This window comes from Streptomyces sp. NPDC037203 (genome assembly GCF_055605065.1).
Genome location: NZ_JBVJUC010000021.1, coordinates 1 through 17737 on the forward strand (window position 1 = coordinate 1; position 17737 = coordinate 17737).

Here is a 17737-nt window from a genome sequence, read left to right on the forward strand (position 1 = left end):
ATCGGCAAAGCCCTCGACAACCACCGCCTCTACGTCCTCGACACCACCCTCCGCCTCGTCCCACCAGGCACCCCCGGCGAGCTCTACATCGCGGGAACCGGGCTCGCACAGGGTTACCTGGACCGGCCCTCGCTGACCGCCGACCGCTTCGTGGCGGACCCCTACGGGCCGGCGGGCTCCCGGATGTACCGCACCGGAGACCTGGTGCGCTGGAACAAGCAGGGCTCGCTGGAGTACCTCGGCCGCGCCGACCAGCAGGTCAAGCTGCGCGGGTTCCGCATCGAACCCGGCGAGATCGAGAGCGTGCTCGCCGCCCACCCGGCCGTCGGCCAGGCCGTCGTCACCGTCCGCGAGGACCGGCCCGGCGACAAGCGGCTCGTCGCCTACCTCACGGCGCAGGACGGCGCGGACCTCGACACCGGGGACGTGCGGCGGCGCACGGCGGGGCTGCTGCCCGAGTACATGGTGCCGTCCGCGCTGATGGTGCTGGACGCGATCCCGCTGACCGGCAACGGCAAGGTGGACCGCAAGGCCCTGCCCGCCCCGGTGGTCGCGGAAGTCCCGGCCGGACGCGCGCCGCGCACGCCCAGGGAAGGGGTGCTGTGCGGGCTGTTCGCGGAAGTCCTCGGGCTGCCGGACGTCACCATCGACGACCACTTCTTCCACCTCGGCGGGCACTCGCTGCTCGCCACCCGGCTGGTGGGCCGGATCCGCACCGTGCTGGGGGTCGAGGTCTCCGTGGCGACCCTCTTCGAGAACCCGATCGTGGCAACGCTCGTCGAGAAGCTCGACGGCGCCGAGGCCGCAAGGCCCAAATTGCGGCCGATGCGCCGGATGGGAGCGACCAAGTGATCCCCTTGTCCTACGCCCAGCAGCGTCTGTGGTTCATCGCGCAGATGGAGGGCCCCTCGACGACCTACAACATCCCGCTGGCCGTCCGGCTCACCGGTGAACTCGACCGGGACGCGCTGAAGTCGGCGATCACCGACGTCATCGGGCGCCACGAGAGCCTGCGCACGCTCTTCCCGGACGAGAACGGGACGCCGTACCAGCACATCCTGGACGAGGCGGAGGTGGAGTTCGAGCTGCCGGTGGTGCCGGCGACCGGCGAGAGCCTGGCGGCGGTGCTCGCCGAGGAGTCGGCGCAGGTCTTCCACCTCGCCGCGGACCTGCCGATACGGGCGCGGCTGATCGCGCTCGGCGAGCGGGAGCACGTGCTGCTGGTGGTGATGCACCACATCGTCAGCGACGGCGGCTCGACCGCACCGCTCCTCGCCGACCTGGCCACCGCCTACGGGGCGCGTGCGCGGCAGCAGGCGCCCGACTGGGAGCCGCTGCCGGTCCAGTACGCCGACTACACGCTGTGGCAGCAGGAGCTGCTCGGCGAGGCCGACGACCCGCAGAGCACCGGCTCGAAGCAACTCGCCTTCTGGCAGGAGACGTTGGCGGGACTGCCCGAGGAGGCCACGCTGCCCGCCGACCGGCCCCGCCCGGCCGCCGCCTCCTACCGCGGCGCGCTGTGCACCGACCGGCTGCCCGCCGACGTGCACACCGGGCTCACCCATCTGGCGCAGGAGTCGGGAGCCACCCTGTTCATGGCGGTGCAGGCGGCGGTCGCGACCGTGCTGTCCCGCTCCGGGGCCGGGCCGGACATCGCGCTGGGCTCCCCGGTCTCCGGGCGGATCGACGAGGCCCTGGACGGGCTGGTCGGCTTCTTCGTCAACACGCTCGTGCTGCGCACCGACCTGACCGGCGACCCGAGCTTCAGGGAACTGCTCGACCGGGTGCGCCGCACCGACCTGGCCGCCTGGAACCACCAGGACCTGCCCTTCGACCGGCTGGTGGAGGTGCTCAACCCGGAGCGGTCCGCGTCCCGGCACCCGCTGTTCCAGGTGATGCTCGCCTTCGGCGACGCCGGCTCGGACGCCGTCGGCTTCCCCGGTCTCCAGGCCCGCACCGAGTACAACGAGCTGCAGATCGCCAAGTTCGACCTGACCTTCGGCTTCGCCGAGCACCGCACCCGCGACGGGCGCCCCGGCGGCCTGGACATCACCATCGAGTACGCCACCGACCTGTACGAGGCCCGCACCATCGAGGCCCTCATGGCCCGGCTGCGCTGCCTCCTGGAGTCGGTCCTGACCTCGCCGGACACCCCGCTGTCCGTGCTCGACCTGCTCGGCGAGCACGAGCGCAGGCAGCTCCTCACCGAGTGGGCGGGCCCGGTCACGCGGGTCCCGGACGCGAGCCTGGCCGAGCTGTTCTCCGCGCAGGCCGCCCGCACCCCGGACGCGGTCGCGATGGTCGACGAGTACGAGGACTTCAGCTACCGCGAGCTGGACGAGCTGACCAACCGGCTCGCCCACCGGCTCATCGGCCTGGGCATCGGGCGCGGTGACGTGGTCGCCGTCCTGATGGAGCGCTCGGCCGGGCTGCTCACCGCGCTGCTGGCGATCGTGAAGGCCGGCGCGGTCTACGCCCCGCTGAACACCACCGACCCGGACACCCGGCTGGCGCGGATCCTCGCCGACACCGCCGCCCCGGTGCTGCTCGCCGACGCGGCGATGGCCGACCACCCGGTGGCCGCCGCCACCTCGGCCCGCGTCGTCGTCCTGGACGGCACCGCGGTCTCGGCGGACCTGCCCGCCACCGCGCCGGTGACCGGCATCCACCCCGGCGAGCCGGTGTACGCCATGTTCACCTCCGGCTCGACCGGCGTGCCCAAGGGCGTCGCCGTCACCCACCGCAACGTCGCCGACCTGGCCGCCCAGTCCCGGTACGCGGGCGGCGACCACCGCCGGGTGCTGTTCCACTCGCCGGCCGCGTTCGACGCGTCGACGTACGAGATCTGGGTGCCGTGGCTCAACGGCGGCACCCTGGTCGTCGCCCCGCGCGGCCACCTCGACCCGGCCGCATACCGGCGGCTGATCGACACCCACGGCATCACCGCGATGTGGCTGACGGCGGGTCTGTTCCGGGTGATGGCCGAGGAGGCGCCCGAGGCCTTCGCCGGGGTCCGCCAGGTGTGGGCGGGCGGCGACGTCGTCCCGCCCGAGGCGGTGCGCCGCATCCACGAACACTGCCCGGACACGACCGTCGTCAACGGCTACGGGCCGACCGAGACCACCACCTTCGCCGCCACCCACCGCGTCCGCCGCCCCTTCGACTATCCGGGCACCGTGCCGATCGGCGAGGCGCTCGACAACCACCGGCTGTACGTGCTCGATCCCGCGCTGCGGCTGGTGCCGCCCGGCGCGCCGGGCGAGCTGTACATCGCGGGCGCGGGGCTCGCCCAGGGGTACCTCAACCGTCCCGGTATGACGGCGGAGCGGTTCGTCGCCGACCCCTACGGGCCCGCGGGCGAGCGCATGTACCGCACCGGCGACCTGGTCCGCTGGAACCACGAGGGCTCCCTCGAGTACCTGGGCCGCGCCGACCAGCAGGTCAAGCTGCGCGGCTTCCGCATCGAACCCGGCGAGATCGAGAGCGCCCTGACCGCGCACCCCTCCGTCGCCCAGGCCACGGTCGTCGTCCGCGAGGACCGGCCCGGCGACAAGCGGCTCGTCGCCTACCTGGTCGCCGCGCAGCGGGCGGCGCTGGACACGGACGAGGTGCAGCGGGAGATCTCCGCCGCGCTGCCCGAATACATGGTCCCCTCCGCGTTCGTGGCCCTCGACGCGCTGCCGCTGACGCCCAACGGCAAGATCGACCGGCGGGCGCTGCCCGCGCCCCCGCAGAGCGCGGCCGAGGGCGGACGGGCGCCCCGCACCCCCGCGGAGGAGGTGCTGTGCGGGCTGTTCGCGGCGGTCCTCGGGCTGCCGTCGGCCACCATCGACGACCACTTCTTCCGCCGCGGCGGCCACTCGCTGCTCGCCACCCGGCTCATCAGCCGCATCCGGGCCGTGTGGAACGCCGACATCACCATCCGGGACCTGTTCCGGTACCCGACGGCCGCCCTGCTCGCCGAGCGGCTCACCGCGGCGGACGGCGACGCCCGGCGGCCGGCGCTCGCACCGCGGCAGCGCCCGGAGCGGGTGCCGCTGTCCTCGGCCCAGCAGCGGCTGTGGTTCCTGGACCAGATGGAGGGCCCCTCGGCGACGTACAACATCCCGATGGCCCTGCGGCTGACCGGCGAGCTGGACGCCGAGGCGCTGCGCGAGGCGCTGGGCGACCTGGTGGCCCGGCACGAAAGCCTGCGGACCGTCTACCCGGTCCACGAGAACACCCCCTGCCAGCAGGTCCTCGCGCCCGAGCCGGCCGAGCTGCCGCTGACCGCCGCCACCGAGCCGGACCTGGCCGCGCTGCTGGCCGCGGAGGCCGCGCGCACCTTCGATCTGGCGGGCGAACTCCCCTTCCGGGCACGCCTGTTCCGGCTCGGCGAGCGGGAGCACGTGCTGTCGCTGGTGATCCACCACATCGCCTCCGACGGCTGGTCCAACGCGCCCCTCTTCCGCGACCTGTCCACCGCCTACACGGCCCGCACCGAGGGCCGGGCGCCCACCTGGGAGCCGCTGCCCGTCCAGTACGCCGACTACGCGCTGTGGCAGCAGCAGCTAGCCGAGGAGCACGAGGAGCGCCAACTCGCCCACTGGCGGGAAGCGCTGGCCGCACTGCCGGAGGAGGCCACGCTGCCCGCGGACCGGGCCCGCCCGGCCACCCCCTCCAACCGGGGCGCCACGCACACCGTGAGCGCCGGCGCCCGGCTGCACCGGGCCCTCACCGAGCTGGCCCAGGACAGCGGCGCCACCCTGTTCATGGTCGCCCAGGCCGCCGTGTCCACCCTGCTCGCCCGCTCCGGTGCCGGACCCGACATCCCGCTGGGCTCCCCGGTCGCGGGGCGCGGCGACCAGAAGCTGGACGACCTGGTCGGCTTCTTCGTCAACACCCTCGTCCTGCGCACCGACCTGAGCGGCGACCCGAGCTTCCGGGAGCTGCTGGGCCGCGTCCGGGAGACCGACCTGGCCGCCTGGGCCCACCAGGACCTGCCCTTCGACCGGCTCGTGGAGGCCCTCAACCCCGAGCGCACCGCTGCCCGGCACTCCCTCTTCCAGGTCATGCTCACCGTCGGCGACACCTCCACCGAGGCGCCCCGGCTCGGTGCGCTGGACGGGGAGTTCCTGTACCCCTCCGCCTCGGTCGCGAAGTTCGACCTGACCTTCGCCTTCGCCGAGCACCGCGGCGCGGACGGGGCGCCGGACGGCCTGGACATCACCGTCGAGTACGCCACCGACCTGTACGACGCCCGCACCATCGAGGCGACGGCGCAGCGTCTCGTACGACTGCTGGAAGCCGCCGCCGCGGCACCCGGACTCCCGGTCACCGAGCTGGAATTGCTGTCCGAGGACGAGCGCGGACGGGTGCGGGAGTGGAGCGGGGCGGCCACCCAGCCCCCGGCCCTCGGCCTCGACGGGCTGTTCGCCGGGCAGGCGGCCCGCACCCCCGACTCCCTCGCCCTGGTGTACGAGGAGCAGCGGCTGACCTACGCCGAGCTGGACGTGTGGTCCAACCGGCTGGCCCGGCACCTCACCGCGCGCGGAGTCGTCCCCGGCAGCCTGGTCGCCCTGCACCTGGAGCGCTCCCCGCACCTGATCGCCACCATCCTCGCGGTGCTGAAGGCGGGCGCCGGATACACCGTCCTCGACCCGCAGTTCCCGGCCGAGCGGCTCACCGCCGTACTCGCCCAGACCGGGCCGTCCGCCCTGGTCACCCAGAGTCATCTGATCGCGCTGCCCACCGCGGCACCGCTGATCGACCTGACCGTGGACGCCCCCGCGATCGGCGCGCTGCCCGGCACCCCGGTGGCGACCGGCGGGCACCCGGAGGCCACCGCCTGCGTGATGTTCACCTCGGGCTCGACCGGGACCCCCAAGGGCGTGGCGGCCTCGCACCGGGCGCTGGCAGCCACCTTCATCGGGCCGGACTACCTCGACTTCGGTCCCGAGCAGACGTATCTGCAGAGCTCCCCGGTGTCCTGGGACGCGTTCGCGCTCGAAGTGTTCGGGCCCCTGCTGCACGGCGGAGTGTGCGTGCTCCAGCCCGGCCAGCACACCGACCCGCACCGGATCGCGGAGCTGGTGGAGCGCCACCAGGTCACCACGCTCCAGATGTCGGCGAGCCTGTTCAACCACATGCTGGACGAGCACCCGGCGGTGTTCGCCCGCGTGCGGGAGGCCATGACGGCGGGCGAGGCGGCCTCACCCGCGCACACCGCCAGGGCCCTGGCCGACCACCCCCATCTGCACCTGGTCAACGGCTACGGGCCGGCCGAGAGCATGGGCTTCACCACCGCCCACACCATCACCGGGGCCGCGCCCGCGATCCCCATCGGCCGGCCGATCACCGGCAAGCACGCCTACGTCCTGGACGAGAACCTGCGGCTGCTGCCGCCGGGCGTGCCCGGCGAGCTGTACGTCGCCGGGCACGGCCTGGCCCACGGCTACATCGGGCGCCCGGCGCTGAGCGCCGAGCGGTTCGTGGCCGACCCGCACGGGGCGCCCGGCGCGCGGATGTACCGCACCGGCGACCTGGCCCGCTGGAACCAGGACGGCGCGCTGGAGTACCTGGGGCGGGCGGACCAGCAGATCAAGCTGCGCGGCTTCCGCATCGAGCCCGGCGAGATCGAGTCGGCGCTGCTGCGGCACCCCTCGGTCGCGCAGTGCGCGGTGCTGATCCGGGAGGACCGGCCGGGCGACAAGCGGCTGGTGGCCTATGTGGTGGCCGCCGACGCCGGGGCGGACCCGGTGGACGTGGCCGAGCTGCGCCGGCACGCGGCCGCCGTACTGCCCGAGTACATGGTGCCCGGCGCGATCGTCGCCCTCGACGCCCTGCCGCTCACCGTGAACGGCAAGCTCGACCGGCGCGCCCTGCCCGCGCCGCCGGCGGCGGTGACCACCGGCGGACGGGCGCCGCGCACCCCCGCCGAGGAGATCCTGTGCGGCCTGTACGCGGCCGTGCTCGGTCTGCCCGAGGTCGGCATCGACGACCACTTCTTCCGCCTCGGCGGGCACTCCCTGCTCGCCACCCGGCTCATCGGCCGCATCCGCGCGGTCTGGGACACCCCGGTCACCATCCGAGACCTGTTCCAGCACCCGACGCCCGCCCTGCTCGCCGAGCACATCGCCGCGGACGCGGGCGGCGACCCGCTGGAGACGGTCCTGCCGATCCGGACCGCCGCCGGCTGCGACGAGCCCCCGCTGTTCTGCGTCCACCCGGTCTCCGGGATGAGCTGGTGCTACGCCGGACTGCTCAGGCACCTCGGCGACCGGCCGCTGATCGGGCTCCAGGCGCGGGAGCTGACCGACCCGGCGCTGCGCCCCGCGAGCATGGCGGAGATGGCGGACACCTACCTGGCCGAGATCCGCGCGGTCCAGCCGCACGGCCCGTACCACCTGCTCGGCTGGTCCTTCGGCGGACTCGTCGCCCACGCGATCGCGGCCCGCCTGGAGGAACTGGGCGAGGAGGTGGCGCTGCTCGCCCTGCTCGACGCCTATCCGCTGCCCGACGGCTTCACCGCCCCGGCCGTCGACGGACACGAGGTGCTCACCGCGTTCCTCGGCACCCGCGGCGCCGAACTCGACGTGCGCTGCGCCCGGTCGGCCCCCGACCCGGCCGAACTCGCCGCCGTGCTGCGGCGCGAGGACCCGATCCTGGGCGCCCTGGACCCGGCCCAGGCGGCCGCGGTCGTCGAGGCCACGGCCGCGCACCTGGAGATGCGCTACCGGTACGTGCCCGAGCGGCGGTTCGGCGGCGGCGCGGTGTTCTTCAACGCCCGCCGCACGCCGTCCGCCGCCACCGGCGCCGAGTCCTGGGCGCCGTACGTTCTCGGCCACGTCGAGGAGTACGACGTCGACTGCGCGCACTGGGAACTGACCGGCAGCGAACCGCTGCGCGAGATAGGCAAGGTGCTGAACGAGCAACTGCGGGGGGTACGGCACTAGTCGACTCCCGTCGCGAAGGCGCCCGGAGCTGCCGGTACGGCGGCTCCGGGCGCCTTCGCGTGCCCGGCGCACCGCCCCGCCGCCAACCGCCCACAACCTGCCGCTGTTGCCGCCGGAGAACGGGTTTCGGCCTCCGTAGCGTGAAGGGGTCCGCAGGTCACGGCTTCACCGGCTACAGAAGGTCAAGGACATGGTGGATCATTTCGACTGGCGTGTCGGGGCAGCTTCGGCACCCGTCCATCACGGCGAGATTCTTCAGGGTGTCTTCACCGGCCGCGACGGGCTCGTGCGCGGACTGGTGACGCTGCCCTGCACCATCCACACCACTCGGGCGACCTTCACTCCGGCGTCCGGCACCGGGGTCACCGTGACACCGGACTGGAAGGGCAAGGCGCGGCGGGCGGCCGAACTGGCCGTGCGGGCGGTCGTCCCGGCGGGCGCCGGCGTGGTCGGCGGCCATCTGGAGCTGACCGGCGACGTGCCGCTGTGCCGGGGCTTCGGCTCCTCCACCAGCGATGTGCTGTCCGCCATCTGGGCGGTGAAGGACGCGTTCGCCGATCCGCTGCCGCCCGTCGAGGTGGCCCGGCTCGCGGTCCGCGCGGAGACCGCCTCCGACTCACTGATGTTCGAGAACTCCACGGTGCTGTTCGCACAGCGCGAGGGCACCGTCATCGAGGACTTCGGCTACCGGATGCCGCCCCTGCGCGTCCTGGGCTTCGGCTCGCGCCCCTCCAACCGCGGCAAGGGCGTCGACACCCTGACGCTTCCGCCGGCCCGGTACGACGAGGCCGAGATCGAGCGGTTCGCCCTGCTGCGGGACCGGCTGCGGGAGGCCATCCACATGAAGGACGTCGCGCTGCTGGGCTCGGTGGCGACGGCGAGCGCGGAGATCAACCAGCGGCATCTGCCGGTCCCCGGTTTCGACCGGATCCGGGACATCGCGCGCACCTCGGGCGCGGTGGGCGTGCAGGTGGCGCACAGCGGGGACATCGCGGGCCTCCTCTTCGACCGGGACGACCCCGAGGCCGAGGCGCGCACCGCACTGGCGCAGGACCTCCTGCGGAGCACCGGAATCGACGAGCAGTGGAACTACACCACGGGTGACTGACATGACGACGACGACCCTTCCCCAGGCCCACTCCTCGATCGTGGAGGCCACCGAGCTGCCACGCATCATCAAGGTGGGCGACAACCTCTACGCGGCCGCCTTCAGCCTGATGAAGCTGCTGCCCGCCCGCTACATCCTCGACCGGGCCGAGGCCGCCGGCGTGCTCACGCCGGGCACCCCGGTCATCGAGACCTCCTCCGGCACCTTCGCCCTGGGCCTGGCCATGGTGTGCAACCTGCGCGGCTATCCGCTGACCATCGTCGGCGACAACGCCATCGACCAGGAGCTGCGCACCCGTCTCGAAATGCTGGGCACCACGGTGGACATCGTGGAGCACACCGGCCAGCCCGGCGGCATCCAGGGCGCGCGCCTGGCGCGGGTGGCCGAGCTGTGCCGCCGGCAGCCCGACGCGTTCGTGCCCGGCCAGTACGACAACCCCGACAATCCGGGGGCCTACGGCATCGTCGCCGACCTGATCGACGACACCCTCGGCACCGTCGACTGCCTGGTGGGGCCGGTCGGTTCGGGCGGCTCGACGGGCGGGCTCGCCGCCGCGCTGCGGCCCCGCAACCCGCAGCTGCACCTGGTCGGCGTCGACACCCACGGCAGCATCATCTTCGGCACCACGGACGCCCCGCGCACCCTGCGCGGGCTGGGCAGCAGCATCCATCCGGGCAACGTGCGGCACTCGGCGTACGACGAGGCGCACTGGGTGACCGCCCCCGAGGCCTTCCACGCCACCCACGAGCTGTACCGCAGGCACGGCCTGTTCATGGGCCCGACCAGCGGCGCGTCCTTCCAGGTGGCGTCCTGGTGGGCGGAGCGGAACCCCGGCAGCACGGTCGTCATGGTGCTGCCCGACGAGGGCTACCGCTACCAGTCGACCGTCTACAACGACGCCTGGCTGCGGGAGCAGGGCATCGTCCCCGCGCCCGCCCCCGGCGGCGCCCCCGTCACCGTGGAACACCCGCTGGACGCCCCGCCGGTGTGGTCCCGGCTCATGTGGGCGCGGCGCGGCTTCGACGACGTGATGATGCCGGGGATGACGTCATGAGCGGGCGGCTGCTGCTCCTGGTGGAGTCCAACACCACCGGCACCGGACGGCTGTTCGCCCGCCGGGCCGCCGAACTGGGCGTCGTACCGGTCCTGTTGAGCGCGGACCCGGCCCGCTATCCGTACGCGGCCGCGGACGGGCTGCGTACCGTCGTCACCGACACGTCCGATCCGGCCGCCCTGGCGCGGGCGGCGGACGCGCTGGCCCTCGAGGCGCCCGTCGCCGGGGTGCTGACCAGCTCGGAGTACTACGTCCCGGCGGCCGCCGAGCTGGCGTCCCGGCTCGGCCTGCCCGGTCCCTCGGCGGCCGCGGTGCGCTCCTGCCGGGACAAGGCCGAGCAGCGCCGGGTGCTCGCCGCCGCCGGGGTGGGCGTGCCGGGCTTCGCGGTGGTGTCGACCGTGGCGGACGCGGTGGCGGCGGCGGACCGGCTGCCCGTCGTGGTCAAGCCGGTGCAGGGCTCGGGCAGCCTGGGCGTACGGCTGTGCGCGGACGTGGACGAGGTCGCCGGGCACGCGCGGGCGCTGCTGGCGGCCACCGTGAACGAGCGCGGGGTGGCGACCCCGGCCCGGATCCTCGTCGAGGAGTACCTGACCGGCGCCGAGTTCTCCGTGGAGGTGTTCGGCACCGAGGCGGTGGTGGCCGTGGCCAAGCACGTGGGGCCGCTGCCCGCGTTCGTGGAGATGGGCCACGACGTGCCGGCGGCGCTGCCCGCGGACCTGGAGCGCGAGCTGCGGACGACCGCGGTACGGGCCGTGGCGGCGCTCGGCCTCGGCTGGGGCGCGGCCCATGTGGAGCTGCGGCTGGACGGCCCCCGCGCCAAGGTGATCGAGGTCAACCCGCGGCTGGCCGGCGGCATGATCCCCGAACTGGTCCGCCGGGCCTGCGGGATCGACCTGGTCCAGGCCCAGGTGCTGGCCGCCCTGGGCCGCCCGCCGCACCCCGAACGCACCCTGTACGGCCGCGCCTCGATCCGCTTCCTGACCACCGACCGCGACGGCATCCTCGACCTCGATCCCGCGCCTGTCCAGGGCCGGGCCGCCGCCGTACCGGGGGTGGTCGAGACGGTCCTGTACCGCGCCCCCGGCGAACCGGTCGGCCCCGCCGCCGACTTCCGCGGCCGGCTCGGCCATGTGATCGCGGTCGGGGACCGGTCGGCCGAGGCGGCCGCGGCCGCGGACCGGGCGGCGGCACTCCTCGCGGAGGCGATCACCCCCACCGCCGCGATCCGGGAGGAGGTGCCGGCGTGAACGCCGTCCGCCACCCGGCCCACCGGCGCCCGGCTCGCGAGGAGACGCCCCGCGAAGAGACGTCCCGCGGAGAGACCACGCACGGAGGGACGACGCACGGAAGGACGGCGCGCGGAAGACGTACGACCGCCGTGCCGCACCGCCCCGGCCCCCCTTCCCCGCACTCCCCCGAGTGCCGGGAACGCCGCCCGCTTCCCACTTCCGAGGACCTCTCATGACCACCGCCCCCGCACGCGACGGCGTGCACACCGGCCGGCTCAGTTCGGCGCTGGACCCCGAGGCGCACGCCATCGTCTACGACCGCACCGTGTCCGCGGACGCGGCCGATCCGCTCGGCGGCGAGCTGCGCCGGATCAGCCAGGTCGACCGCGCCCACCTGGTCATGCTCACCGAACGCGGTGTGGTGGACCCCGAGCGGGCCGCCGCCCTGCTGCGCGCCGTGGAGGAGCTGCGCGCCGCCGACTTCGGCCCCGTCCGCGGCCGCCCGATGCCCCGCGGGGTGTACCTCGCCTACGAGGGCTGGCTGATCGAGCGGCTGGGCGACGAGACCGGCGGCATCCTGCACACCGGCCGCTCCCGCAACGACCTCAACGCCACCACCGCCCGGCTGCGCACCCGCACCCCCTACCTCGCCCTGCTGGACGCCGTCGACCGGCTCGCCGACGTGCTCCTCGACCGGGCCGAGCGGTACGCGGACGTCACCATGCCGGCGTACACCCACGGCCAGCCCGCCGTGCCGATCACCTACGGGCACTACCTGGCCGCGGTGGCGGGCGCGGTGCTGCGCTCCTACGGCCGGCTCCTGGACGCGGGGCGCCAGTTGGACGTCAACCCGCTGGGCGCCGGCGCGATCGGCGGCACCTCCGTCCCGGTCGACCCCGAACGGACCGCCCGGCTCCTCGGGTTCACCCGGTCCGCCCCCAACTCCGTGGACGCCGTGGCCTCCAGGGACTTCGCCCTCGATCTGCTGGCCACGTCCGCGATGCTCGGCGTCACCCTCGCGCGGGTCGCCCGCGACCTCGGCTTCTGGACCTCGGAGGAGGCGGCGCTGCTGCGGGTCGCGGACACGCTGGTCGGTTCCAGCTCGATGATGCCGCAAAAGCGCAACCCGTTCCCGCTGGAGCACATCCAGGGCCGCTCCACCGCGAGCCTGGGCGCCCTGGTGAGCGCCGCCTCGGCGATGACCACCGCCGGCTACACCAACGCCATCGCCGTCGGCACCGAGGCCATGCGCCACCTGTGGCCCGGCCTCGGGGACACCACCGACGCGGTGACGCTGCTGCGGCTGGTGGTGGCGGGCACCGAGCCGCGCCCCGAGCGGATGGCCGAGCGCGCCCGCGACGGGTTCACCGCGGCGACGTACCTCGCGGAGCGCCTGGTCGCGGACGGCATGCCGTTCCGCGCCGCGCACCACCGGGTCGGCGAGACCGTGCTGGCCGCCCTCGACTCGGGCCGCCCGCTCGCGGAGACGGCCGGCTTCGGGGGCGATCTGGACCCCGCCGAGGTGGCCGCCGCCTGCGCTCACGGCGGCGGCCCCGGCAGCGACGGACTGCCGCCGCTGCGCCGTGAACTCGCCGCCCACCGCGCCGAGTCGGACGCCCGGCGCGGGCGCTGGTCGGCCGCGGAGGAGCTGCTCCGCGAGGCCGTACGGAAGGTGGCCGGGGAATGAGCCAGGACGTCCGCACCGCCGAGGCCACGGCCCCCGCCCCGCCCCGGCCGCCGCTGTCCCGCAACCGCGACTTCCGCCTGCTGTGGTTCGGCGAGACCACCAACCGGGTCGGCATCAACATCACCACCGTGGCGATGCCCCTGGTCGCCGTGGTCACCCTGAACGCCAGCACGCTCAGCGTGAGTGTGCTGGCCGCGGCACCCTGGCTGCCCTGGCTGCTGATCGGCCTGCCGGCCGGCGCCTGGGTGGACCGGATGCGGCGGCGCCCGCTGATGCTGGTGTGCAACCTCGCCTCCGCGCTGCTGCTCGCGAGCGTGCCGGTGGCCGCCTGGCTCGGCGTGCTCACCATGACGCACCTGCTGGTGGTGGCGCTGCTCAACGGCCTGGCCGCGGTGTTCTTCGGAATCTCGTACAAGGTGTACGTGCCCTCCATCGTCGACCGCGACCAACTCCAGGAAGCCAACGCCAAGTTGACCGGCAGCGAGTCGGTCGCCCAGATGGCCGGCCTCGGCGGCGGCGGTCTGCTCGCCCAGGGCTTCGGGGCGGTCTACGGCCTGCTGGTCAACGCCGGCACCTTCCTCTTCTCGGCGCTGTGCCTGCTCGGCATCGGCGGCCGGGAGGCCCCGCGCGACCCCGTACGCGAGCGCACCCCGCTGCGCAGGGAGATCCGCGAGGGGCTCCAGCACACCGTCCGCGACCCCTATCTGCGGGTGCTGACCGCCTACGGCACCGTCACCAACCTGCTGCTGTCGGCGTACCAGGCGATCCTGCCCGTGTTCATGATCCGCCTGCTCGGCGTGCCGGAGGGCGCGACCGGCTGGCTGCTGGCCTCCGCCAGCGTCGGCGGCATCCTCGGCGCGGCCGCCGCCAAGCGCGTCACCGCCCGCTGGGGCACCGCGCGCGGGCTGCTGGCGGCCACCGCCACCACGGCCCCCTTCGCTCTGCTGATCCCGATGGCGCACAAGGGACCGATGCTGGCCGCGCTCGTGGCCGGCAGCGCCCTGCTCGCCCTCGGTGTGGTGCTCGCCAATGTGATCCAGGGCGCGTTCCGCCAGCGGTACTGCCCGCCCCGGCTGCTCGGCCGCATCACGGCCTGCATCTCGGTGGCGAACTTCGGTGCCATTCCGCTCGGTTCCCTGCTCGGCGGCGTGCTCGGCACGGCGCTCGGGCTGCGGCCGACGCTGTGGCTGCTGACCGCCGGACTCGCGGTCACCCCCCTGTTACTGCTGATCGGGCCCCTGCGCGGCAGGCACGACCTGCCCTCCGCGCCCGGTGGTTCATGACTCCCGGTCGGCTCCTTCGAGTACGAACAGGAGAGACCCCGTGGAAGGAACACTGCCGTGGGTCGCCCGTGAGCTACCACCCTCCGGCTCACTCGACCTCTGGCTCCTGAGGGTCTCGGATGTCACCGCCGGCATCCTGGACGAGGCGGTGCTCGACGCGACCGAACGCCGGCGCGCCGCCGCCTTCATGCACACGCCCGACCGCATCCGGTTCACGGCCGCGCATGTGGCACTTCGGCGGCTGCTCGGGGCGTACCTGCGCCGCCGCCCCGAGGAGATCCACTTCGGCCGGGACACCTGCCCCTGCTGCGGCGGCCCGCACGGCCGGCCCACCGTGCTCGGCACGGGCCGCGACGATGTGTTCTTCTCGCTCTCCCACCGGGGCGACCTCGCCCTCGTCGGTACGGCGCCCGCGCCGATCGGCGTCGACGTGGACCTGGTGTCGGACCAGACGGCCACCGCCGAACTGGCCTCGATGCTGCACGTGGCCGAGCAGGAGGAACTGGCCGCTCTCGCACCGGCGTTGCGGCCCCGCGCACTGGCGCGGCTGTGGACCCGCAAGGAGGCCTATCTCAAGGGCCTCGGCACCGGACTGGGACGCGATCCGTCCCTGGACTACGTCGGCACCGGAGCACCGGGCGGCCCCTACCCGCCGTCCGGCTGGACCCTGCTGGACGTCCCGGTGGACCGGGGCTACGCGGCGGCGGTCGCGGTGCGCGGCGAACTCGCCGGCCCCGGCCCGACCATCACCCGGCTCGCCGGTCCGCAGGCCGCCGCCCTGGTCCGCGCGGCCCCGCCCGCACTCCTGACGGGAGGGACCCCGGTCTGACTCCACACGGCGCCCCGCTCACTCCACCATCCCTACGAACACCGGGAAGCAAGCATGTCAACGACCGTGCAAGAGGCCCCCGCGGCCCGCCTGCCGCGGGTGCGCGCCGCCGACGAACCCATGACCGGCGCCCAGTCACTGATCCGCGCTCTCGAAGAGGCGGACGTGGACACCGTGTTCGGGATCCCCGGCGGATCGATTCTGCCGGCGTACGACCCGATGATGGACTCGGCGAAGATCCGCCACATCCTGGTCCGGCACGAGCAGGGCGCCGGCCACGCCGCGGCCGGCTACGCGCAGGCCACCGGAAAGCCCGGCGTCTGCATCGCGACCTCGGGGCCGGGCGCCACGAATCTGGTGACGCCGATCGCCGACGCGTACATGGACTCCGTACCGCTCGTGGCGATCACCGGCCAGGTGTCGTCGAAGGCGATCGGCACGGACGCCTTCCAGGAGGCGGACATCGTCGGCATCACCATGCCGATCACCAAGCACAACTTCCTCGTCACCGACGCCGGGGACATCCCCCGGACCATCGCCGCGGCCTTCCACCTGGCCGCCACCGGCCGCCCCGGCCCGGTCCTGGTCGACATCACCAAGGACGCCCTCCAGGCGCGCACCACCTTCGCCTGGCCCTCGTCGGCGCAGCTGCGCGGCTACCGCCCGCGGACCCGCCCGCACCCGCGGCAGGTCCGCGAGGCGGCCCGGCTGATCGCCGCGTGCGCACGTCCCGTGCTGTACGTCGGCGGCGGCGTCCTCAAGGCCGGGGCCACCGCCGAACTGCGCGACCTCGCCGAACTGACCGGCCTGCCGGTGGTCACCACGCTGATGGCGCTCGGCGCCTTCCCCGGCAGCCATCCGCAGCACCTGGGCATGCCCGGCATGCACGGCGACGTGTCCGCCGTGGCGGCCCTGCAGAAGGCGGACCTGATCGTGGCCCTCGGCGCCCGCTTCGACGACCGTGTCACCGGCAGGCTGGACAGCTTCGCGCCGGGCGCCAAGGTCGTGCACGCCGACATCGACCCGGCGGAGATCTCCAAGAACCGGTACGCGGACGTGCCGATCGTCGGCGACGCCCGCGAGGTGATCGCCGCGCTGGCGGCCGCCGTACGGGAGGCGGGCGGCGCCGGCGACTACAACGCCTGGTGGCGCTGCCTGAACCACTGGCGGGACACCTACCCCCGCGGCTACGACCTGCCCCGCGACGGATCGCTCTCCCCGCAGCTGGTCATCGAGCGCATCGGCCGGCTCGCCCCCGCGGGCACCCTGTTCGCCTCCGGCGTCGGCCAGCACCAGATGTGGGCGGCGCAGTTCCTGCCGCACGAGGAGCCGGGCACCTGGTTCAACTCCGGCGGCGCCGGGACGATGGGCTACGCGGTCCCGGCCGCGATGGGCGCGCAGGCCGGCCGGCCCGACCGCACGGTGTGGGCGATCGACGGCGACGGCTGCTTCCAGATGACCAACCAGGAACTGACCACCTGCGCCCTGAACAACATCCCGGTCAAGGTCGCCGTCATCAACAACGGCAACCTCGGCATGGTCCGCCAGTGGCAGAACCTCTTCTACGGGGCGCGGTTCTCCAACACCGTGCTGCACGACGGCGCGACCAACGCCGCGACCGGCTCCACGCGCGGCGTGGGCTCCGCGGCCCACCGGGGCACGCGGGTCCCGGACTTCGTCCTGCTCGCCGAGGCGATGGGCTGCGTGGGGCTGCGCTGCGAGTCCCCGGACGAACTGGACCAGGTCATCGACAAGGCCAACTCGGTCACCGACCGTCCGGTGGTGGTGGACTTCATCGTCCACGAGGACGCGATGGTGTGGCCGATGGTCCCGGCCGGCACTTCCAACGACGACATCATGGCCGCCCGTGACGTACGTCCCGACTTCGGCGACGCCGCGGACGACTGAGAGGACCCTCCGACATGTCCCAGCACACGCTCTCCGTCCTGGCCGAGAACACCCCCGGCATCCTGGCCCGGATCGCCGCCCTGTTCTCCCGCCGCGGCTTCAACATCGACTCGCTCGCCGTGGGCACCACCGAGCACCCGGACCTCTCCCGCGTCACGATCGTCGTCCGCGTCGACGACGAACTCTCCCTGGAGCAGGTCACCAAGCAGCTCAACAAGCTCGTCAACGTGCTGAAGGTCGTCGAACTGGAGGCGCCCTGCGCGGTGCAGCGCGAACTCGTCCTCGTGAAGGTCCGCGCCGACAACGCCACCCGTTCGCAGATCCTGGAGATCGCCGGACTCTTCCGCGCCCGCACCGTCGACGTCACGCCCGAGGCGGTGACGCTGGAGGCCACCGGCGCCGGCGACAAGCTCGACGCGATGCTGCGGATGCTGGCGCAGTTCGGCATCAAGGAGCTGGTCCAGTCCGGCGCGATCGCCATCGGCCGCGGCTCCCGCTCGCTGACCGAACGCGGCCTCCGCGAGACCCGCCCGCTGCCGCTCGCCGCGACCGCCCGAACCGCCTGAGCAACCGCCCCCTCTTACCCACCACCACAAGGAGTTTGCGACCATGGCCGAGCTGTTCTACGACGCCGACGCCGACCTGTCCATCATCCAGAACCGCAAGGTCGCGGTCATCGGTTACGGCAGCCAGGGCCACGCGCAC

General features: G+C 73.9%; 11 protein-coding genes. All 11 read left to right on the top strand.

Translation table 11 applies throughout. The annotated features are described in order from the left end of the window. The coding region (locus ACZ7EC_RS32590) for a phosphopantetheine-binding protein (protein ID WP_471068760.1) at positions 1-852 on the top strand (852 nt) is incomplete at its 5' end. Beyond that, a complete protein-coding gene (locus ACZ7EC_RS32595; RefSeq protein WP_471068763.1) occupies positions 849-7934 on the top strand; it encodes an amino acid adenylation domain-containing protein in 7086 nt (2361 codons plus the stop codon). The genes ACZ7EC_RS32590 and ACZ7EC_RS32595, both read left to right, overlap by 4 nt. A gap of 190 nt (positions 7935-8124) precedes the next feature. Next, positions 8125-9042 carry a GHMP family kinase ATP-binding protein gene (locus ACZ7EC_RS32600; protein ID WP_471068766.1) on the top strand — a complete coding sequence of 306 codons (918 nt, stop codon included), beginning with the start codon at positions 8125-8127 and terminating at the stop codon, positions 9040-9042. Position 9043: 1 nt separating this feature from the next. Further along, the gene (locus tag ACZ7EC_RS32605; RefSeq protein ID WP_471068769.1) at positions 9044-10096 is read left to right on the top strand and encodes a PLP-dependent cysteine synthase family protein; all 1053 of its coding nucleotides are present in this window, start codon (positions 9044-9046) and stop codon (positions 10094-10096) included. Then, the gene (locus ACZ7EC_RS32610; protein ID WP_471068772.1) at positions 10093-11343 is read left to right on the top strand and encodes an ATP-grasp domain-containing protein; all 1251 of its coding nucleotides are present in this window, start codon (positions 10093-10095) and stop codon (positions 11341-11343) included. Before ACZ7EC_RS32605 ends, ACZ7EC_RS32610 begins: the two co-directional genes overlap by 4 nt. Before the next feature lie 214 nt (positions 11344-11557). Next, positions 11558-13012, top strand: a complete 1455-nt coding sequence (gene argH, locus ACZ7EC_RS32615; protein ID WP_471068775.1) for an argininosuccinate lyase — start codon at positions 11558-11560, stop codon at positions 13010-13012. Then, on the top strand, positions 13009-14295 hold the full coding sequence (locus ACZ7EC_RS32620; protein WP_471068778.1) for an MFS transporter: 1287 nt from the start codon (positions 13009-13011) through the stop codon (positions 14293-14295). The genes argH and ACZ7EC_RS32620 overlap by 4 nt, the downstream gene beginning before the upstream one ends. A gap of 40 nt (positions 14296-14335) precedes the next feature. Next, positions 14336-15124 (top strand): 4'-phosphopantetheinyl transferase family protein, encoded by a 789-nt coding sequence (locus ACZ7EC_RS32625; protein ID WP_471068781.1) that lies wholly within the window; start codon positions 14336-14338, stop codon positions 15122-15124. 54 nt (positions 15125-15178) lie between these two features. Then, complete coding sequence (locus ACZ7EC_RS32630) at positions 15179-17032, top strand: acetolactate synthase large subunit (protein ID WP_471068784.1); 1854 nt, start codon at positions 15179-15181, stop codon at positions 17030-17032. 14 nt (positions 17033-17046) lie between these two features. Further along, on the top strand, positions 17047-17598 hold the full coding sequence (ilvN, locus tag ACZ7EC_RS32635; protein ID WP_471068787.1) for an acetolactate synthase small subunit: 552 nt from the start codon (positions 17047-17049) through the stop codon (positions 17596-17598). 43 nt (positions 17599-17641) lie between these two features. Continuing rightward, positions 17642-17737: hypothetical protein (locus tag ACZ7EC_RS32640; RefSeq protein ID WP_471068790.1), on the top strand; the 96-nt coding region annotated here is incomplete at its 3' end.